Source organism: Pseudomonas sp. YQ_6 (genome assembly GCF_043103245.1).
In the GTDB taxonomy this organism is placed as follows: domain Bacteria; phylum Pseudomonadota; class Gammaproteobacteria; order Pseudomonadales; family Pseudomonadaceae; genus Aquipseudomonas; species Aquipseudomonas alloputida.
Genome location: NZ_JBICJR010000027.1, coordinates 18,067 through 40,096 on the forward strand (window position 1 = coordinate 18,067; position 22,030 = coordinate 40,096).

At 64.9% G+C, this 22,030-nt stretch carries 4 protein-coding genes; 3 read left to right on the top strand and 1 reads right to left on the bottom strand.

Annotated elements, in window-relative coordinates; genetic code table 11:
* The 3 genes from ACF8FG_RS08270 to ACF8FG_RS08280 all read left to right on the top strand — a co-directional run bounded on the left by ACF8FG_RS08270 (position 1) and on the right by ACF8FG_RS08280 (position 19,459).
* Positions 1 to 7,887 carry a non-ribosomal peptide synthetase gene (locus ACF8FG_RS08270; RefSeq protein ID WP_318078987.1) on the top strand — a complete coding sequence of 2,629 codons (7,887 nt, stop codon included), beginning with the start codon at positions 1 to 3 and terminating at the stop codon, positions 7,885 to 7,887.
* 160 nt (positions 7,888 to 8,047) lie between these two features.
* The gene (locus ACF8FG_RS08275; RefSeq protein WP_392518693.1) at positions 8,048 to 18,460 is read left to right on the top strand and encodes an amino acid adenylation domain-containing protein; all 10,413 of its coding nucleotides are present in this window, start codon (positions 8,048 to 8,050) and stop codon (positions 18,458 to 18,460) included.
* 42 nt (positions 18,461 to 18,502) lie between these two features.
* On the top strand, positions 18,503 to 19,459 hold the full coding sequence (locus tag ACF8FG_RS08280) for an alpha/beta hydrolase (protein WP_019437864.1): 957 nt from the start codon (positions 18,503 to 18,505) through the stop codon (positions 19,457 to 19,459).
* Positions 19,460 to 19,527: 68 nt separating this feature from the next.
* On the opposite strand, the gene ACF8FG_RS08285 is transcribed toward ACF8FG_RS08280, so the two are convergent.
* Entirely contained in the window at positions 19,528 to 21,966 is a 2,439-nt protein-coding gene (locus tag ACF8FG_RS08285) for a TonB-dependent siderophore receptor (protein WP_010954972.1), read from the bottom strand.
* Positions 21,967 to 22,030 lie beyond the last annotated feature (64 nt).

The following is a 22,030-nucleotide window of genomic DNA, read 5'->3' on the forward strand; positions in this document are numbered from 1 at the left end:
ATGGACAAGACAACCGCAGAACGCATCGCCAGACGTTTCGTAGCAATGCCGCTGGAGCAGCGCCGCCAGGTGGTCGAAAAGATGAGCGCCGGCGGCCAGAGCTTCCGCCTGCTGCCAATTGTCGCCAGCCGTCATGACGTGGCGCGTATCCCACTGTCCTATGCCCAGCAGCGGCTGATGTTCCTCTGGCAACTGGAACCGACCAGTGCGTTCTATAACGTACCGATGGCGGTGACGCTCAGGGGCGAGATCGATGTCGGTGCCATGGCCCGTGCCCTGGAGCTGCTGGTGCAACGCCACGAGACCCTGCGAACTCGGCTGGTCATGGACGAAGGGGAGTGCTATCAGCAGGTGCTGGAGCAGTCGCCGGTGGTCCTGGAGTGCGTCGAGGTCCAGGCGCACGACCTCGATGGCGCAGTGCGCGACGAACTGCGTCGCCCCTTCGACCTGTTCGCAGACCCGCTGCTGCGGGTCAAGCTGCTGCGTGTGGGGGCCACCGAACACGTGCTCACGGTGTGCATGCACCACATCATCAGTGATGGCTGGTCGAGCGAGCTGATGGTGCAGACTTTCGTGTCGTTCTATGACGCACTGGTGGCCGGGCAGGCACCGAACCCTGAAGCGCTGCCGATCCAGTACGCCGACTACGCCATCTGGCAACGCGCCTGGCTGGAAGCCGGTGAGGGCGAGCGGCAATTGCGTTACTGGCAGACCCAGCTGGGCGATGAACAGCCGTTGCTCGACCTGCCGTTGGACTACCCACGCCCTGCGCAGCCCAGCTACCGGGGCGCGGTGGTGCGCGCCGACCTGCCGCCCGCGCTGTCCAGCGCGTTGCGCAGCCTGGCCCAGGCCAATGGCCAGACCCTGTTCATGGTGCTGCTCGGCGCCCTGGCCGTGGTGCTGTCGCGCCACAGTGGCCAGCACGACATCCGTATCGGCGTGCCCAATGCCGGGCGCAACCGCAAGGACCTCGAAGGGCTGATCGGTTTCTTCATCAATACCCAGGTCATGCGCGTGCAGGTGGATGAACAGGCCACCTTCAGCGAGCTGTTCGCCCAGGTCCGCCAGGTGGTGGCCGACGCCCAGTCGCATCAGGAGTTGCCGTTTGAGCAACTGGTCGATGCGCTGGCCCCAGAGCGCAACCTCAGCCATAACCCGCTGTTCCAGTTCAAGCTCAACCAGAACGTCGCGGGTGAAGCTGCCGGCGGCGAGCAGCGCAAGACCCTCAGCGGCCTACAGGTCGAGGAGTACCCGTTGAGCGGCGCCGATGCGCGTTTCGACCTGGCCTTCGACTTCACCGATGGTGCCGACGGTATCCAGGCGTACTTCACCTATGCCACCGACCTGTTCAAGGCCAGCACCGTCGAGCGTCTGGTGACGGCCCTGCATACGTTGTTGCAGGACATGGTCGCGGCACCAGCCAGCCGGCTGCTGGACTGTGTCGGTGATGCCGATGCGGTTTTGCACGGTGAGGCCGCGACCTTCCCTTGCACGGACTTTCTCAGCCTGTTCCGCCGGGCGCTGGCCAATGCCGGCGAGCGCCCGGCGCTGCGTGCGGGCGGCGAGCAGTTGAGCTATACCCAGCTCGATCAGCGTTCGAACCAGCTGGCGCATCACCTGCTGGCACTGGGCGTCAAGCCCGGCGAAGTGGTTGCCTTGTGCCAAGAGCGCTCCATCGAATGGGTAACCGGCCTGCTGGCAGTGCTCAAGGTGGGGGCGGCCTTTCTGCCATTGGACAGCGCCCAGCCGGTCGAGCGCCTGGCTCAACTGGTGACGGACAGTCAGGCCGTGCTGATGGTGCACGACCCCAAGCTTGCCCTCGATGGTTTCGCCGCGTGCCCGGTATTGCCTTTCGATGCTGCCGCCTGGCGACAGTGCCCGACGACGCCGCTGGCCATCGAGGTCTGCGCCGCCCAACCGGCCTATGTCATCTACACTTCCGGCTCCACCGGCCAGCCCAAGGGCGTGGTCGTTGCCCACGGCATGCTGGCAAACTACGTGCAGGGCATCCTGCAGCGCCTGCAGTTGCCAGCCGACGCCAGCATGGCGATGGTCTCGACCGTGGCGGCGGACCTGGGGCACACCGTGCTGTTCGGCGCGCTGGCATCCGGCCGTCTGCTGCACCTGCTGTCGCGTGAGCATGCCTTCGATCCGGACGCCTTCGCCAGCTACATGGCGGAGCATCAGGTCGACGTACTGAAGATCGTCCCCAGCCACCTGCAAGCCTTGCTCCAGGCCAGCGATGCGGCCAGCGTGCTGCCGCGCAAGCTGTTGATCGTCGGCGGTGAAGCGAGCCCGTGGTCGCTGGTGGAAAAGGTCCGCCAGCTCAAGCCGCTGTGCCGCATGGTCAACCACTACGGCCCTACCGAAACCACGGTGGGCATTCTCAGCCATGAAGTTGGCGCGAGCGAACCGGACCTGCGCTGCGTGCCGGTCGGGCAACCGTTGGCCAACAGTCATGTGTACCTGCTCGACAGTGGCCTGAACCCGGTGGGCGAGCGGGTTGCCGGTGAACTGTACTTGGGCGGACAGGGGGTTGCTCAAGGCTACCTCGGCCGCCCAGGCATGACCGCCGAGCGCTTTGTGCCGGACCCACACGGCGATGGCAGGCGGGTCTACCGTACCGGCGACCGGGCTCGCTTGGCGCAAGGCCAGGTGGAATTCCTGGGTCGCGCCGATGATCAAGTTAAGATCCGTGGTTACCGCGTCGAACCGGGCGAAGTCGGTGAAGTGCTGCGCGGGCTGGAGGGTGTGCTCGAAGGCGTGGTCCTGCCGCTGGCACTGGAGAGTGACCCTGCACGCCTGCAGCTTGTGGGCTATTGCGTGACCGCACCCGACGTGGCGGCCAGCGCATTGCTGACGCAACTGCAGGCCCAGCTGCCGGACTATATGGTGCCGGCCCACCTGGTGTTGCTCGAACAGCTGCCGCTGACCGCGAACGGCAAGCTCGACAAGCGTGCCTTGCCCAAGCCCGAAGTGGCCGGCAAGGCTTACGTAGCCCCAGTAGGTGAGGTCGAGGAAAAGCTGGCGGCGATCTGGGCCGATGTGCTCAAGCTGGAGCAGGTCGGTAGCACCGATAACTTCTTCGAGCTCGGTGGCGACTCTATCCTCAGTTTGCAGATCATCGCCCGCGCCAAGCGCCAGGGCATCAAGCTGACCCCCAAGCAACTGTTCGAAAAACAGACCGTCGCGGCCTTGGCCCAGGTGGCCAAGGTCATCCAGGACAAGCCGCAAGCCGCTGTGGTTCAGCCCGAGGCAGACGGCCCGCTACCGTTGCTGCCGATCCAGGCGCGCTTCTTCGACACCGCCATCGCCCAGCGCCACCACTGGAACCAGTCGGTGCTGCTCAAGCCGCTGCAAACATTGCAGGCGCAGGCATTGGACAAGGCGCTGCTGGCGCTGGTCAATGAACATGAGGCGCTGCGCCTGGCGTTCACTGAGCACGCCGGAAAATGGCATGCTGCACCGCGTACGACACCGGTGCAGGCCCTCCTGCAGATAGTCACTCTGGACAGTTTGGCAGCGCTCGAAACCGCCGCCAACGAGGTGCAGGCCAGCCTTGACCTGGCCCGTGGCGAGCTGTTCAGGGCGACATTGTTCGAACTCGCCGATGGTCAGCAACGGCTGTTGCTGGCGGTGCATCACCTGGTGGTCGATGGGGTGTCTTGGCGCATCCTGTTTGAAGACCTGCAGACGGCCTACCAGCAGGCTCGCCTAGGGCAGGCGGTGAGCCTGCCGTCCAGGTCGGTACCCCTGCGCCAATGGGCGCGACAGCTTGATGACTATGCGCGCAGCGAAAAACTGCAGGCTGAACGTGATTACTGGCTGCAGGCTGCGCAGCAGCCCGCTGGCGAGCTGCCTTGCGATAACCCGCAAGGCGAATGCAACCTGCGCCAGGCGGCGCATGCCAGCACCCGCCTGGACAAAGCCCTGACCCACAAGCTGCTCAAGGTCGCGCCAGCAGCGTATCGCACCCAGGTCAACGACCTGCTGTTGACGGCGTTGGCCCGCGCCTTGTGTGACTGGAGCGGCCAACCGTCGGTGAATATCCAGCTCGAAGGCCACGGCCGCGAGGACCTGTTCGACGACCTCGACCTGAGCCGCACCGTTGGCTGGTTCACCAGTCTGTTCCCAGTGCAACTGGCACCGCTGCCAAGCGTGGCGGCCAGCATCAAACACATCAAGCAGCAATTGGCCGAGGTCCCGGCCAAAGGTATCGGTTACGGCGTGCTGCGTTACCTGGGCGAAGCCGCGTTCGCCCAGCGCCTGGCTGCGTTGCCGCAGCCACGGGTGACCTTCAACTACCTCGGCCAGTTCGATGGCAGCTTCAGCGAGCAGGGCGGTGCGCTGTTCGTGCCCGCCAACGAGAGTGCCGGCCGTAGCCAAGGCGAGGATTCGCCGTTGGGTAACTGGTTGAGCATCAATGGCCAAGTGTACGACGGTGAGCTGCGCCTGGACTGGACCTACAGCCGCGACATGTTCCACGAGGCGGCCATCGAGCAACTGGCCAGCCGGTATCAGCAGGCGTTGCGCGAGGTCATCGAGCACTGCGTGGAACCTGAAGCGCAAGGCATTACGCCAAGCGATTTCCCCCTGGCCGGGCTGAGCCAGGAGCAACTGGATCGCCTGCCGGTGGCCGCGCGCGATATCGAAGACATCTATCCGTTGTCACCGATGCAGGAAGGGCTGCTGATGCACACCCTGCTCGAACCGGCTTCGGGCATCTATCTGATGCAGTATTGCTACCGCGTCGACCACGCCATTGATGTCGGCGCGTTCAGTGAAGCCTGGAAAGCGGTAATTGCGCGTCATGACGTGCTGCGCACCTCGTTCTGCTGGGACCTGGGTGAGCGCATGGTGCAGATCGTCCATCGCCGCACCGAGCCGGCGTTGCGCCTGCTGGACTGGCGTCACCTGGCTGATGATCAGTACGAACAGGCCCTGCAGGCCGAACTGGAAGCGGAGCTGCGCCAGGGCTTCGATATGGCCAAGGAAGTGCCGTTCCGCCTGCGCCTGATCCTGCTGGACGCCGACCAGTTCGGCTTCGTCTTCAGCAACCACCATGTGCTGCTCGATGCCTGGTGTCGGATGGGCGTGGTCGATGAGTTCTTCAAGGTCTACCAGAGCCTGACCACCGGTGTGCCGGTACAACTACCGACGCCGCCGCGCTACCGCGACTTCATCGCCTTGCTGCAGCGTTGGGACCGTGAGGCCTCGCGTGGTTTCTGGCGCAATGAGCTGCAAGGTTTCGAGCGGCCGACCGCGCTGCCGTTCGACCGCAGCGCCAGCGCCGAGCACAGCCGTGCAGCAGTGGCCGATGAGCTGGTGTACCTGACCCGCGAGCAAAGCGCGCAGGTGGCACAGCGCGCCCAGGCGGCACAGTTGACGGTCAACACCCTGGTGCAAGGCGCTTGGGCACTTCTACTGCAACGCTACAGCGGCGAGCGCGACGTGGTGTTCGGGGTGACCGTGGCCGGTCGGCCGGTGGAGTTCCCCGAGATGCAGGCCACCGTCGGGCTGTTCATCAACAGCATCCCGCTGCGGGTCCGGTTGCCGGGCGCCGAAGCCGGCGTCACGGCCAAGGCGTGGCTCAAGTCACTGCTTGACCACAACCTCAACCTGCGCGAGCACGAGCACTTGCCTTTGGTGGATATCCAGGCGTGCAGCGAGGTCGGTAGCGGTCAGGCCCTGTTCGACAGCCTGTTCGTGTTCGAGAACGCGCCCGTGGAGTCCAGCGTGGGCGCCCAGGCTTCGACCATGAAGGTCAAGGCCGGGAGTTCGCGCACGCACACCAACTACCCGCTCACCGTGGTGGTGTACCCGGGTGAGGTGCTGGGCCTGCACCTGTCGTATGACCAACGCCTGTTCGACAGCGCGACCATCAGCGCGCTGCTGGCTGACTTCCAGGCTTTGCTGCTGACCTTGAGCGAGCAGCTGGACGCGGACTTCCATGCTGTGGCCGCCGCCCTTCCTGGCAGCGCCCCGGAGGTGCCGACAGCGCTGCCCGAGGCCTACGAGCAGGGCTATGCGCGGCTGTTCGACGCCACTGTGCAGCGTGCCGGGCAACTGCCTGCGGCCGCTTGCCAGGGCCGTGAATGGAGCTACGCCGAGCTGGATCAACGGGCGCGACGCCTGGCGGGTGTACTGCAGGACAATGGTGTGAGCGTCGACCACCTGGTCGCTGTGCTCGGTGAGCGTGACCTGTCGTTGCTGGGGATGGTGGTCGGGGTGTTCCAGGCGGGTGCCGGTTATCTCTCGCTGGATCCGTCCTTGCCGGTGGCGCGCCTGGCCGATGTGCTGCGCTTGAGCCAGGCGCGGGTGCTGGTGTGCGACGAGCATTGCCTGGGCTTGGCCCAAGCGATGCTCGAAGGCTTCCAAGCGCCGCCGACCTTGTTGGTCTGGGAGCAGGTGCAGGCAAACGCCGTGCCGGCACAGATGCTGCACCTGCCCATCAATGCCGCCAAGCTGCTGGCCTACGTGATCTTCACTTCCGGTTCGACCGGTGTGCCTAAAGGCGTCATGGTCGAACAGGCCGGCATGCTCAACAACCAGCTGAGCAAACTACCGTACTTGGGCCTGCGGGGCAGCGACGTGATCGCCCAGACGGCCTCGCAGAGCTTTGATATCAGCGTCTGGCAATTGCTGACGGCGGCCCTGTGTGGTTGCCGCGTGGAAATCTTCCCCGACGCCGTGGCGCAGGATCCGCAGGCGCTGCTGCAACAGGTCGAGGCCACGGGCGTGACCATCCTCGAATGTGTACCGGCGATGATCCAGGCCATGCTGGAACTGCCAGCCCGGCGATTGCCACGCCTGCGTTACCTGCTCACCACCGGCGAAGCCATGTCACCGGCACTGGCCCGCCGCTGGCGCGAGCGCTACCCGCAGGTTGAACTGGTCAACGCCTACGGCCCGGCGGAGTGTTCCGACGACGTGGCGCTGTACCGGGTGCGTGATGACGCACGCTCAGTGCACCTGCCGATCGGTACCGCGACCGAGCACAACCGCCTGCATGTGCTCAACGACCTGCTCGAACCGATGCCGGCCCGGGCCACCGGCGAGTTGCATGTGGCCGGCGTAGGTGTCGGGCGCGGTTACCTTGGGGATCCGGTGCGCACGGCATTGAGCTTTGTCCCCGATCCGTTCGCCAGCCGCCCGGGTGAGCGCCTGTACCGCAGTGGCGACTTGGCGCACGTGTGCGCCGATGGGCAGACCCTGGAGTATGTGGGGCGCGCCGACTTCCAGGTGAAGATCCGCGGCTACCGCATAGAACTGGGCGAAATCGAATCGCGCCTGCTGGCCCATGAAGGCGTGCACAGCGCCGTGGTGGTGGATGCGCAGGTGGCCGGTGGCAAGCAGTTGGTGGCCTATTGGGTCGCCCGCGATGCCTCGGTCGCCGCAGCCGAGATGCGCAGCGTGCTGGCCGACTATCTGCGTGCCAGCCTTCCGGGCTACATGGTGCCGGCACTGTGGGTGAGGCTCGACAGCCTGCCGCTGACTGCCAATGGCAAGCTCGACCGCAAAGCATTACCGGCACCGGACGCGAGCACCGCTCAGCAGCGCTACCAGGCACCGGAAACGTCGTTGCAGCAGCAATTGGCGCAGGTCTGGAGCGACGTGCTGGGCGTCGAGCGCATCAGTCTGGGCGATGACTTCTTCGAGCTGGGTGGGCACTCGCTGCTGGTGGTGCAGGTGGTGGCGCGGGTGGGCCGCGAACTGGGCATCGAAGTCAGCCTGCGATCGTTGTTCGAGCACCCGACCCTGGGAGCGTTCAGCGAGGCCGTCGCAGCGTTGCAAGGGCAGGGCGCGTCGATTCAGGACGAGTTGGCTAAATCCTTGGCCGCCTTGAAACGTCTTACTGCAGAGGAGATCGACGAGTTGACCCAGTAGCGCTCTGCGGGCCCGGTATGACCGGGCCCGGCTCGTCAACTTCAGTACACCCAGAGCCGGCAGCCGTCCGGCTCTTTCATTTGTTCGGCAGCATCATGAGCCTGTCGCGGGCTGGCACGTTCCGCAGGCAAAGACCGGTGCCCTGGTAGGAGATGTTCAAGTGCAAGCATTGCTCGATTCCGTGGAGTCACTGTCGTCCCGGGAGCGCAAGGCCCTGGCCGCCTTGCTCAAGCAGCAGGGTGTCAACTTCTACGGGGTGACGCGCATCTTCGCCCGCGACCCGGCCGACCCGACCCCGGTGTCCTACGCCCAGGAGCGGCAGTGGTTTCTCTGGCAGTTGGACCCCGCCAGCGGTGCCTACAACATCGGTGCGGCGCTGCAGCTGCAGGGGCGGCTGGATATCGAGGCCTTGCGCGGTGCCTGCCAGGCGCTGATGCAGCGCCACGAAGTGCTGCGTACCACGTTGCGCCAAGACAGCGACCGCGTGGTGCAGATCATCCACCCGCAGATGCCGTTCGAGTTGCTCATAGAGCCGCTCAGCGGCATGAGCGCGACCAGCGACGCCTTGCGCGAGCACGTCGAGGCGTGCATCGCCAAACCGTTCGATCTTGAACAGGGGCCGCTTTTGCGGCTGCACCTGCTGCCGCTTGGCGAAGACGACCACGTGCTGGTGTTGACCGTGCACCATATTGCCGCTGACGGCTGGTCGATGCCGATCTTGATCAACGATTTGGTACAGTACTACGAAAGCCTCAGCCAGGGGCAGGCACCGAATCTGCCGGCCCTACCGGTGCAATACGCCGACTATGCCATCTGGCAGCGCAACTGGATGGAAGCGGGTGAGCAGGCGCGGCAGCTGGCTTACTGGAAGGACACCCTCGGCGGGGAGCAACCGGTGCTCAGCCTGCCGACCAATCGCTCCCGGCCGGTGGCACCCAGCGGGCGCGGCGCGCGGGTGGGCATCGAGATCGATGCCGTGTTGCTGCAGTCGCTCAAGGCGTTGGCCAATGCCCAGGGTGTAACCTTGTTCATGCTGTTGCTGGCATCGTTCCAGACCTTGCTGCACCGCTACAGCGGCCAGCCCCAGGTGCGCGTGGGCGTACCGATCGCCAACCGTAACCGCAGTGAAGTGCAAGGGTTGATCGGTTTCTTCGTCAACACCCAGGTACTCAAGGCCGACTTCGCGCTGCACAGCCGCTTCATCGATGTGCTGCAACAGGTCAAGGAAACCGCGTTGCAGGCCCAGGCGCACCAGGACTTACCGTTCGAACAGCTGGTGGAGGCGCTGCAACCGGAGCGCAGCATGAGCCACAGTCCGCTGTTCCAGGTGATGTTCAACCACCAGGCGCAAGCTGCCAACAACGCCCATGCCCAGCTCAGTGGCTTGCAGGTGCGTGGGCTGGAGTGGGACAGCCGCACCACTCAGTTCGACCTGACTTTGGACACCCGTGAGCACGCCGATGGACTGTTCGCGTCATTGACCTATGCCACTGACCTCTTCGATGTCTCGCGCATCGAACAGATGGCGCGGCACTGGCGTAACCTGCTGATTCAGGCCTGCCAGGACCCGCGCAAGCGTGTGCTTGAGCTGGCGTTGCTGGAGCACGACGAGCGCGAGCGCATTCTCGGCCAGTGGAATCAGACGCAGATGGCCTATCCCACCAAGCTCGGCGTCTATCGCCTGTTCGAACAGCAGGTGTGTCGCACGCCCGATGCCGTGGCGCTGCGTTTTGGTGAGCAGACCTTGAGCTACACCGAACTCAACCGCCAGGCCAACCAGTTGGCCCACGCCCTGCGCGAGCGTGGCGTCGGCCCTGAAGTGCTGGTGGGTGTGGCGATGCCGCGCGGGCCGCGCATGCTGGTGGGCCTGCTGGCGATCTTCAAGGCAGGGGGCGCTTACGTGCCGCTCGACCCGGACTACCCGGCCGAGCGCCTGGCCTACATGATCGAGGACAGCGGCCTGGCGTTGCTGCTGACCGAGCAGGCTGTGCTGGAGAGGCTGCAGGTGCCGGCCACGGTCGCCAGCCTGTGCCTGGACACTGATACCGCGTGCTACGCCTCGGCTGCCGCAGAAGACTTGCCGCTTGACGTCGATGCCGATCATCCCGCCTATGTCATCTACACCTCAGGTTCCACCGGCAGGCCCAAAGGCGTCACGGTGCGCCACGGTGCCCTGGTCAACTTCCTCACCAGCATGGCCGGCCAACCGGGTATCGCGGCCAGCGACCGGGTACTGGCGCTGACCTCTCTGTCCTTCGATATCGCCGGCCTGGAGCTGTACCTTCCGTTGCTGCATGGGGCCAGCGTGGTGCTGCTGGCCGACCAGCAGAACAAAGACCCCTTCGCCTTGCTGCGGGTGATCGAGCAACAGGCGGTGAGCGTGATCCAGGCGACACCCTCGACCTGGCGCATGCTGCTGGACAATGCCCCGCCCCAGGCCCTGCGTGGCAAGCGGGTGATCAGCGGCGGCGAGGCCTTGAGCAGCGAGCTGGCCCAGCGCCTGATCGACCAGGCAGGGCATGTTTGGAACCTCTACGGACCGACCGAAACCACCATCTGGTCGGGTATCGAAAAGGTCACCGACAGCCGCCAGGTGTGGTTGGGCAAGCCGATCGGCAATACCACTTTCCACGTCCTCGACGCCCAGTTCGACGCGGTGCCGGTGGGCGTGAGCGGCGAACTGTTCATTGGCGGCGATGGCCTGGCGCGCGGTTACCTGAAGCGCCCAGGGCTGACCGCCGAGCGCTTCATCCCCAACCCGCACGGCCACGGCCGGCTGTATCGCACCGGCGACCTGGTGCGATACCGCGACGATGGCGTGCTGGAGTACATGGGGCGCATCGACCACCAGTTGAAGATTCGCGGTTTCCGCATCGAGTTGGGCGAGATCGAGGCCAGCCTGCAGGGCTTCGGTGCGGTGCGCGAAGTGGCCGTGATCGACGTCGACGGGCCGCTGGGCAAGCAGCTGGCAGGCTATATCGTGCCGTACGATGCCAGCCTGCTGCAGGCTGATGCTGAGGTTCAGGAAACCCTGCGCCAGGCACTCAAGGCCCACGCATTGAAGTCGATGCCGGACTACATGGTGCCGACCCACCTGGTGTTCATTCCACGCATGCCGCTGACCCCCAACGGCAAGCTCGACCGCAAGGCGCTGCCGGCGCCTGACCTTGCCGCCGCCCAGCGCCAGTACCAGGCGCCGAGCAGCCCGCTGCAGCAAGCGCTGGCGGCGATCTGGGCCGATGTGCTGAAGGTCGGGCAGGTTGGCTTGAGCGACAGCTTCTTCGAACTGGGTGGCCATTCCTTGCTGGCGTCGCAGATGATAAGCCGCGTGCGCCAGCAACTGGCGCTGGAAGTGCCGCTGCGCAGTGTCTTCGAGGCCCAGGACCTGGCGGGGTTCGCCGAGCGGGTGGCGGCTGCCACGACGGGTGCGCAGCTGCCGGCCATCGCTGTGGTGCCACGGGGAGAGCCCCTGGCGCTGTCGTATGCCCAGCAACGTCAATGGGTACTGTGGCAACTGGAGCCGCACAGCGCCGCCTACAACATCGCGTCGGCCCTGCACTTGCGCGGGTCGCTGGATGTGGCGGCGCTCAAGCAGGCCTTCCAGGCCTTGGTGGCACGCCACGAAAGCCTGCGCACCACCTTCGTCCAGGTCGACGGCGAAGCGCGCCAGGTGATTCACGCCCCCGAGGCGCAGGGTGCATGCCTGCGCCAGGCGGATGTTGATGCTGTCGAATTGCAGGCCACGGTCGAGCAGTTGGCCCGTGAACCCTTCGACCTGGTCAACGGCCCACTGATACGCGTTGACCTTTTGCGCCTTGAGGCCCAGGCGCATGTACTGGTGATGAACCTGCACCACATCATCACCGATGGCTGGTCGATGGCGGTGCTGGTCAACGAGCTCGTGGCGCTGTACCAGGGCTATCGTCATGGGCAGGCCGTCGAACTGCCCGCGCTGGCGGTGCAATACGCCGACTACGCGGCTTGGCAGCGCCAATGGCTGGAGGCGGGCGAGCAAGCGCGGCAGCTGGCCTACTGGGAAGCACAGTTGGGCGGTGAACAGCCGGTGCTGGAATTGCCGACCGACTACCCGCGCCCGGCGCAGCCAAGCCGCGCTGGCGGCCAGTTGAGCCTGGCGCTGGACGCGCCGCTGGTGCAGGCACTCAGGCGGCAGGCCCAGGCCCAGGGCGTCACCCTGTTCATGTTGCTGCTGGCCAGCTTCCAGACCCTGCTGCATCGTTACTCGACTCAGCCTGACATCCGCGTGGGCGTGCCGGTGGCCAATCGCACGCGCGGCGAAACCGAAGGGGTGGTGGGTTTCTTCGTCAATACCCAGGTGCACAAGGCCGAGTTTCACCTGCGCCTGCGTTTCGTCGAGCTGCTGCGCCAGGTGCGCCAGACCGCGCTGGATGCCCAGGCCCATCAGGACCTGCCGTTCGAGCAGTTGGTCGCCGCCTTGAAACCGGACCGCAGCCTCAACCAAAACCCGCTGTTCCAGGTGATGTTCAACCACCAGGCCGAGGCCAAAGGCGGGCCACGGGAAGTGCCTGGGCTGCAGATCGAGGCCGTCGACTGGCAGGTGCACAGCACCCAGTTCGACCTGGCGCTGGATACCGCCGAGCGCGCTGACGGCATGACGGCAGCCTTTACCTTCGCCACCGAACTGTACGACCGCCAGACCATCGAGCAAATGGCCCGGCACTGGCGCAATCTGCTCCAGGCCATCAGTCGCGACGCCAACCAAGTGGTCGCGCAACTGCCGATGCTGGATGATCTCGAGCAGCAGTGCATGCTGCATGACTGGAACGCGACCGCAGTAGCCTACCCGCAGGCGCGCCTGGTGCATCAATTGTTCGAGGATCAGGCCCAGCGTCATCCGCAGGCGCCGGCGTTGATTTTCGCCGATGCCACCCTTAGCTACGCCGAACTGGATCAGCGTGCCAACCGCCTGGCGAACAAACTGCGTGAGCAGGGTGTCGGCCCGGAAGTGCTGGTCGGCGTGGCGGTGGAAAGAAGCCTGGAACTGGTGATAGGCCTGATGGCCGTGCTCAAGGCCGGGGGCGCCTATGTGCCGCTGGACCCGGATTACCCGAGCGACCGCCTGGCCTACATGATCGAGGACAGCGGCATCGGCCTGCTGCTCAGCCAACAAGCATTGGCCGAGCGCCTGCCGGTGCCGGCAGCGGTACGTATCCTGTGCCTGGACCAGGGCGCGCAGTGGCTGGCCGGCTATGCGGACACCGCCCCTGAGGTGGACGTTCACCTCGCCAACCTGGCCTATGTGATCTACACCTCCGGTTCCACCGGGCGGCCCAAGGGCGCGGGCAACACCCACGAGGCGCTGCTCAACCGGCTGCAGTGGATGCAAGGCGCCTATGGCCTGGATGCCAGCGACACGGTGCTGCAGAAAACCCCGTTCAGCTTCGATGTGTCGGTGTGGGAGTTCTTCTGGCCGCTGATGACCGGCGCGCGCCTGGCCGTGGCCTTGCCCGGCGATCACCGCGACCCGCAGCGCCTGTGCCAGACCATCATCGACCACCAGGTCAGTACCCTGCACTTCGTGCCTTCGATGCTGCAGGCCTTCATGGCCAGCGCCGAGGTCGAGCAGTGCCGCAGCGTCCGCCGCGTGGTGTGCAGTGGCGAAGCGCTGCCGGCCGTATTGGCCCAACAGTGCCGCGAGCGCCTGCCTCATGCCGGGTTGTACAACCTGTACGGTCCGACCGAGGCCGCCATCGACGTGACCCACTGGACCTGCGGCGACAAGCAGGGCTTCAGCGTGCCGATCGGCCAACCGATCGACAACCTGCGCACGCACATCCTCGAACCCGACCTGCTGCCCGCTGCGCGTGGCGTCAATGGGGAGCTGTACCTGGCCGGCATTGGCCTGGCGCGGGGCTACCACGGTCGCCCGGCACTGACGGCTGAACGCTTCGTGCCCGATCCGTTCGATGAGCAGGGCGGTCGTCTGTACCGCACTGGCGACCTGGCGCGCTATCGCCCGAACGGTGTGATTGACTACGCCGGGCGTATCGACCACCAGGTAAAAATTCGCGGCCTGCGTATCGAGCTGGGTGAGATCGAAGCACGACTGGCCGAGCACGCCCAAGTGCGCGAGGCAGTGGTGCTGGCCCAGGACGGCCCGAGCGGCAAGCAACTGGTGGGCTATGTGGTGCCAATGGCTGCCGAGCAGGCCGAGCCGGGCAGCGAGGCGGGCCAGCAACTGCGTGAGCAACTGGCGCATTTCCTCGGTCAGGGCTTGCCCGATTACATGGTGCCGGCGCACCTGATGCTGCTCGCCAACTTGCCGGTCACCGCCAACGGCAAGTTGGCGCGCAACCTCTTGCCGGCACCGGATTTCAACGCCGCCAGGCAGGTGTATGTCGCTCCGCGCACGGTGCTGGAGCAGCAACTGGCGTCGATCTGGGAGACGGTGCTGAACCTGCCCCAAGTCGGTATGCAGGACAACTTCTTTGCCCTGGGAGGCGATTCGATCATCGCCATCCAGGTGGTCAGCCAGGCCCGGCAACTGGGGCTGGACATTGCCCCGCGCGACCTGTTTCTGTTGCAGACCATTGAGCAGCTGGCGGATCGAGTAGGCCAATGGCAGATCGTCGAGCAGCCGTCGGTTGCCCTGCACAGCCTGACTGAGCAACAGGTGCAGGCATTGCCCCTGGAGCATGCTGGGGTCGATGGCCTTTACAGCCTGTCGCCCATGCAGCAGGGCATGCTGTTCCTGAGCCTCAACGGCCGCCCTGAAGACCAGCTGTACATCAACCAGTTGAGCGTACCGGTACAGGGCCTGGTGGCCGAGCGCCTGCGCCAAGCCTGGGAAACGGTGGTGGCGCGCCACGACGTATTGCGCACCGGCTTCCTCTGGCAAGACCTGGATGAGCCATTGCAGTACGTGATGGGGCAGTTGCCACTGCCATTGCGTGAGCTGGACTGGCGCGGTCGTGGCGATTGCGTGCAGGCGCTGGAGGCGCTGGCCAATGAAGAGCGTGAACGCGGCTTCGACCTGGCCAGGCCGCCGCTGCAGCGCATGCTGCTGGTGCGCCTGGACGATCAGCGCCATCAACTGATCTGGACCTACCACCATATCTTGCTTGATGGCTGGAGTACGTCGCAGTTGATGGGCGAAGTCCTGGCCTGCTATTCGGGGCAGACGCTCGATAGCGTGGTGCCTTACCGCAACTACATCGGCTGGCTGCGCCAGCAGGATCCGCGCCACAGCGAAACGTTCTGGAAGCAGCAGCTGGCCAGCCTGCAAGAGCCGACCTACCTGGCCGATGCCTTCGCCAGTGGCGAGCGCGGCAGTGGCCACCAGGCCCTCTACAGCCGTTTCAGTGTCGCGCAGACCGAGACGTTCAAGGCCTTCGCACAATCCCAGCGCATCACCCTCAACACCTTGGTGCAGGGCGCCTGGTTGTTGCTGCTCAGCCGTTACAGCGGCCAGCGCAGTGTCAGCTTTGGCGCCACGGTGGCGGGGCGCCCGGCCGCCTTGCCGGGTGTGCAGAGCATGCTGGGCCTGTTCATCAACACCCTGCCGGTGATTCATGAGGTCGACCCGCAGGCGCAGGTCGGGCAGTGGCTGCAACAGTTGCAGCGTATCAACCTGGAGCTGCGTGACCACGAGTACACCGCACTGGGCGAAATCCAGCGCTGGGCCGGGCGCAGTGGCCAACCACTGTTCGACAGCATCATCGTGTTCGAGAACCAGCCTCTGGACCGCACCCTGCGCGAGTGGAAGGACGACAGCCTGCAATTCGGCGATGTCGGTGGCTCTGGCCTGACCGACTTCCCGATGGACCTGATGGTCATCGTCGAGGACCAGTTGATCATCGAGTACATGTACCTGCGCCAGTGCTTCAGCGAGGAAGCGGTGGCGGGCATCCGCGCCAACATGGAGGCGCTGCTACAGGCGCTGTCGTTGGACGGCCAGGCGCGCCTGGGCAACCTCGGGCTGCTGCCCGGCGCGCCCCTGCGTGCGCTGACGCCTCCAGCGCAACAGGCGCCGCTGCTGGTCCACGAGCGCATCGCGCAATGGGCGCAGCAGCAAGGTGATGCCGTGGCGGTCAAGGTCGATGGGCAAACCCTGAGCTTCGCCGAACTCGACCGCGCCGCCAATTGCTTGGCACATGCTCTGATTGCCGAAGGCGTGGGTCCTGAAGTGCGGGTGGGCGTCGCCTTGCAACGTACCCCACAGATGATCGTCGCCCTGCTGGCGGTGCTCAAGGCTGGCGCAGCCTATGTGCCGATCGACACGGCGTACCCCGCCGAGCGCCTGAGTTACCTGATGGAAGACTCCGGCGTCGCGCTGCTGGTGTCGCAGACCGCGGCCCTGGCGAGCCTGCCGAAATTGGCCAACGTGCATGCCTTGAACCTGGACAGTTTCGACCCCGCGCAGTGGCCAGGCCATGCGCCCCACGTAACGCTACAGGGTGAGAACCTGGCCTACGTCATCTACACCTCCGGCTCCACCGGCAAGCCCAAAGGCGTGGTGGTCAGCCATGACGCGCTGGCGATGCACTGCCAGGCCATTGGTGAGCGCTATGAGATGACCCCCGACGACTGCGAACTGTTGTTCATGTCGTTTGCCTTTGACGGCGCCCACGAGCGTTGGCTCACCGCATTGACCCACGGCGGCAGTGTGCTGCTGCGCGGCGATGAGCTGTGGACCCCGGAGCAGACCTGCCAGGCACTGCATCGCCATGGCGTGAGCGTCGCAGCGTTCCCGCCGGTGTACTTGCAGCAATTGATCGAGCAGGTGCGCGAGCACGGCAACCCACCGCCGATGCGCATCTATTGCTTCGGCGGTGATGCGGTGCCGCAGGCCAGCTATGAACAGGCGCATGCCTACTTGCAGCCGCAGTACATCATCAATGGCTATGGGCCGACCGAAACCGTGGTTACCCCGATGATCTGGAAAGCCGCGCCACAGCAGCCTTGCGGCGCGGTCTATGCGCCAATAGGTACGTTGGTTGGGCAGCGTAGCGCCTATGTCATGGACGTTGACCTGAACCCACTGCCGCCCGGTGTGGCGGGAGAACTCTACCTGGGCGGTACCGGCGTGGCCCGCGGCTACCTGAACCGCCCGGGGCTGACCGCCGAACGCTTTGTCGCCGACCCAGGCAACCCGGGTGGGCGCCTGTACCGCACCGGTGACCTGGTGCGCCAGCGGGAGGACGGCACCTTCGATTACCTCGGGCGCCTGGACAATCAGGTCAAGGTTCGCGGTTTCCGCATCGAACTGGGCGAAATCGAGGCGCGCCTGGCCGACATGGAGCCGGTACGCCAGGCGGCGGTGGTGGTGCGCGACGGCCCCAGCGGCAAACAGCTGTTCGGCTATGTGACCCTGGCCGAGGGACACGCTCAAGGCATTGCCGAGCAATTGCGCGAACGGCTCAAGCAAGAACTGCCCGAGTACATGGTGCCGGCGCAGCTGATGGTTTTGGAGCGGATGCCGCTTAGCCCCAACGGCAAGCTCGATCGCAACGCGCTGCCTGCGATGCAGACGTTGCGTGAACATGTGGCACCGCGCAACGAACTGGAGCTGGCCATCGCGCGCATCTGGCAGGACGTGCTCAAGGTTGAGCAGGTCGGTATCACCGACAACTTCTTCGAGCTGGGCGGCGATTCGATCCTCAGCATGCAGGTGGTGGCCAAGGCCCGTGGGCTGAAAAAAATCGGCTTTACCCTGCGCCTGCGTGACCTGATCCAGAAGTCGACCATCGCCGAGCTGACCGCCGTGGCGGGCAAGCACAGCCCGCTGTTGTCGCTCAACGCCCCTGTGGCTGGCCAGGCACCGTTGTTCTGCGTGCATGCCGGGTTTGGCACGGTGTTCGATTACGAACCGCTGGCCAGGCGCTTGAATGGACGCTGCCAGGTCATCGGCATCCAGGCCCGGCAGCTGCTCGACGGTGCCTGGCAGGCAGCGTCGCTGCAGAGCATGGCCAGCGACTACGTTGCCTGCCTGCGTGAACAGCAGCCGCATGGCCCGTACCGCTTGCTGGGCTGGTCGCTCGGCGGCACCTTGGCGTCACTGATGGCGGCGGTGCTGGAAGGGCAGGGTGAGCGCGTGGAGTTGCTCGCGCTGCTGGACAGCTTCGTGCCCAGCACGCAAACCCACCTGCAGGTCGATCATTGGCTGGACGATTTGAACGAGCTGTTGCAGGCCACCGTACCCTCGGCGCAGCCCGTGCAGCGTGATGTGGCGCTGCCGGAAGGCGAGGGGAGTGCGCGGGCGCTGATCACGCAGGCACTGGGCAACAGGCAGGGGGCGACGGGGTTGGGCGTCGATGAACTGACCCAGGTGTTCATCACTGCGCGCAGCCTCAAGCGCCTGTCGCGTGAGCTGCACACGTGCCAGTCCGTGCAGGTGGTACCGCACAGTTGGTGGGTAGCGGGCCGTGACGATGAGCGCGAAGCCTTGGCCGCGCAGCTTGGCCAGGCCCTGGACACTGCGCGGCTGTTGGCCTGTGGGCACTTCCAGGTGCCGCATGAGGCCACCCTGCTCGACGACGTACAAGCGCTGCTCGAACCCAACCTCACGCACGCCTGCGTCATTGAACTTTCATGAGCTTTCGGGGCCGCCAGCGCGGCCCCTCTGGAGAATCGAACGATGTCCCTGAACCCTGACCTGGCGGCCTACCTGCAACTGGTGGAGGCCGGACGCAGCGCCGGCAAGGTGCTGCCCATGCATGCCCTGGCGGCGGACGAGGCGCGGCGCCAGTTCGAAGAGTCCTCGGCGCTGATTGCGGGCAAGGCCGACGAACCGGACTGCATCAGCGACCTTTCGTTGACCACCCGCGATGGCCATACCTTGCCGGTGCGCTTGTACCGCCCGCCGCAGGCCGACCCTGCACTGGCCGGCGCGGCGCTGCTGTACCTGCATGGCGGCGGCTACGTGGTGGGCAGCCTCGATTCGCATGACACGCTGTGCTGGAACCTGGCGCAGGATGCCGGGGTGCCGGTGATTGCCGTGGGCTACCGGCTGGCGCCGCAGTGGCGTTTCCCGACAGCCAGTGACGATGCCCTGGATGCCTGGCGCTGGTTGGTCGAGCAGGCCGAGGCGCTGGGCCTCGATGCGCAGCGACTGGCGGTGGTGGGCGACAGTGTCGGTGGTAGCCTGGCTACCATTCTGGCCAACCGGTTGGCTGCGCAGCGCGAGCTGCCGGCACCGCGCCTGCAGGTAATGATCTACCCGGTGACCGATGCCAGTTGTCGGCGGCCTTCGGTGCAGCGCTACGGCAGCGGTTACCTGCTTGAAGCGCAGACCCTGGAGTGGTTCTACCAGCAATACGCCACGGTGCCGGCAGACCGTCACGACCCGCGTTTCTCACCGTTGCTGGGCAGCATCGCCAGCAACAGTGCACCTGCACTGATGCTGATTGCCGAGTGCGACCCGCTGCATGACCAGGGTGTCGCTTATGCACGGCACTTGGAGCAAGCCGGGGTGGCGGTGCAGCTTGCGGTGATCCCGGGAGTGACCCATGACTTCATGCGTATGGGTTCGATCATCGAGGAGGCCGATGAAGGCCTGGCGATGGTGGTCGAGGCATTGCAGCAGCATCTGTAAGGGAGCCTTTCAGGCCTCCATGAAAAAACCGCACCTGGGTGCGGTTTTTTGCGTTCAACGTCAGGCGATCAGAAGCTGTACTTGGCGGTGATGGTGAAGTTGCGTGGGTCACCATACACATCGTACGGGCTCCAGGAGTTGTTGCTGGCAATGCCCTGGTAGTACTTCTTGTCGAATACGTTGTTGAGGTTCAGGCGGGTGTCGAGGTTCTTGTTGACCTTGTAGCCGACCATCAGGCCCACTACCGCGTATGCACCCTGATCGATGTGGTAGTTGCCGAAGCTGTTGCTGCCTTTGTTGAAGATGCTGCTCTGGCCATACACGTTACCGCCCACGCGCCACTGGTTCAGCTCGCCCGGCAAGGTGTAGGTGGTGCTCAGCTTGAACAGGTGTTCTGGCAGGTCGGTGTCGAACTTGGTGCCTTCCTTGTTCTTGTCGGCATCCTTGCGGTACTTGGTTTGCGAGTAGGTGTAGCCGGCGCCGACTTGCCAGTTGGGGGTCAGTGCGCCCATCAACTCCAGGTCGATACCGTGGGTGCGTACCTTGCCCGAGGCTTCGTAGCAGGTGATGTCGACGCAACCTTCCTGGTTAGAAGCTTCCGCGGCGCGGTTTTCCTGGTCGATCTGGAAGATCGCTGCGCTGGCGTTGAGTGCGCCGTCGAAGTACTCGCCCTTGATGCCGATCTCGTAGTTCTTGCCTTCGATTGGGCGGATGATGGAGCGGTCACGCGCCAGTTCCGATTGCGGCATGAAGATATCGGTGTAGCTGGCGTAGACCGAGTGGTGGTCGTCCAGGTCGTAGATCACCCCGGCGTAGCGGGTGACGTTGCGGGTGACCTTGTAATCGCTGTTGGTGTAGTAGCCGTCGTTGATTTCGCTGTACACCGACTTGTTGTCGTACCAGTCCAGGCGTGCACCCAGGATGACCTTCAGCGGGTCGGCGATGTTCAGGCGGGTGGTGACGTACGCCCCTTCCTGCTCGACGTGCTCGCTCAGGTTGTAGATATCATCGACATTCGGCTTGTCGATGCCACTGGGGTTGACGCTGAAGAGGCTGTCGACCGGGATGAACACGGTGCCGCCGTGGGCGCTGGTCTTGACTTCGCGCTTGCTGGCGCCCACCACCAGTTCATGCTGGCGGTCGAACAGCTGGAACGGGCCATTGGCATAGACGTCGTAGGTCGACTGGTCGTAGTCGCGGCGCTGGTTGAACACGCGCTGGCGGAACCCCTCGTTGGTTGCCGAACCGGTGCGCTCGAACACGGCACCTTGCATGGCGAAGTCCGACCAGTTCTTGGACGCTGCCAGGTGCAGGCGCCAGTCGTTGTCGAAGCGGTGATCGACCTCGGCGAACACCGTAGTGTTATCGATGTCCTGGTAGCTCCAGTCGTAGCCCATATTGCGCGAGCGCGAGTAGCCCACATGGCTGCCATCGCGATTGACCGGCAGGCCACCCCAGTTGATGTTGTTGTTGTCGTTCTGGTTCGACGCGCCCACGGTCAGTGTGGTGTCGTCGGTCAGGTCGAACTCGGTGATGCCGTAGAACAGGCCGCGTTCGCGACCGGCGTAATCCTGGTAGCTATCCTTGTCGTTGTAGGCGCCGACGAAGCGGCCACGGACGCTGCCGTTGTCATTCAGGGGGCCGCTGAGATCGAGCTCGCCGCGGTAATTGTCCCAGCTGCCGGCCGAGCCGGTGACGCTGCCCTGGAAATCCTTGGTAGGGCGTTTGCGCACCATGTTGATGGCTGCCGACGGGTTGCCGGCACCTTGCATCATGCCGGTGGCGCCTCGCACGATCTCGACGCGGTCGTAGGGCGCCATGTCGGCCGCGGCGACCCAGTCGGCGTTGTAGGTGGTGGGCAAGCCATCGAACATCAGGTTGTTGATGGGAAAGCCGCGGGAAAAGTACTCGCTGTTGGCCGGGCGCGCCGCCGACATGCGCAGACCAGGAGTGGCCTGGACCACGTCGTCGAGGCTACGCATCGACTGGTCGTCCATGCGCTGGCGGGTGATGACGGTGACGGCCTGCGGGGTTTCGCGCAGGGTCAGTGGCAGTTTGGTCGCGGTCTGCATGCTGCCAGTGGTATAGGAACCGGTGTTCTCGGTGGTTTGCCCCAAACCCTTACCATCGATGTTGGTTGCCCCAAGTTCCACCGCAGCGCCCCCCTCCCGGGTGTGGATGGTGACTTGGTTGCCTTGGATCTGATAGCTCACACCGGTACCCTGCAGCAGCCGCGACAGGGCCGCGGCGGGCTCCATCGCACCGGTCAGTGCGCTGCTGCGCTTGCCTTCCACGTCCTGTGGGCTATAGAGCACCTGCAGGTTCGATTGCGAGCCGAAGGCCAACAAGGCGCTGGCCAGCGGCTGGGCCGGCACGTTGAACTGGACCTGTTGGGCCTGGGCGATGGCCGGCAGGCCCGCCAGGCCGACGGCCATTGGCGCTGCAAGGCGCAACGAGCGGCGAATGACCAGCGCCAGAGCGTGGGGGCGAAGACGTTGTGTTGGCATTTTTTCAAAGCCCTTGAGTGTCAGATGTTAATAGTATTAATTCTTGTTATTGATTGGGACGCAC

Bases quoted from the DNA above. Each gene is read 5' to 3' on its own strand.
- ACF8FG_RS08280 (WP_019437864.1), top strand. From the start codon at position 18,503: ATGTCCCTGAACCCTGACCTGGCGGCCTACCTGCAACTGGTGGAGGCC.
- ACF8FG_RS08285 (WP_010954972.1), bottom strand. From the start codon at position 21,966: ATGCCAACACAACGTCTTCGCCCCCACGCTCTGGCGCTGGTCATTCGC.
- ACF8FG_RS08270 (WP_318078987.1), top strand. From the start codon at position 1: ATGGACAAGACAACCGCAGAACGCATCGCCAGACGTTTCGTAGCAATG.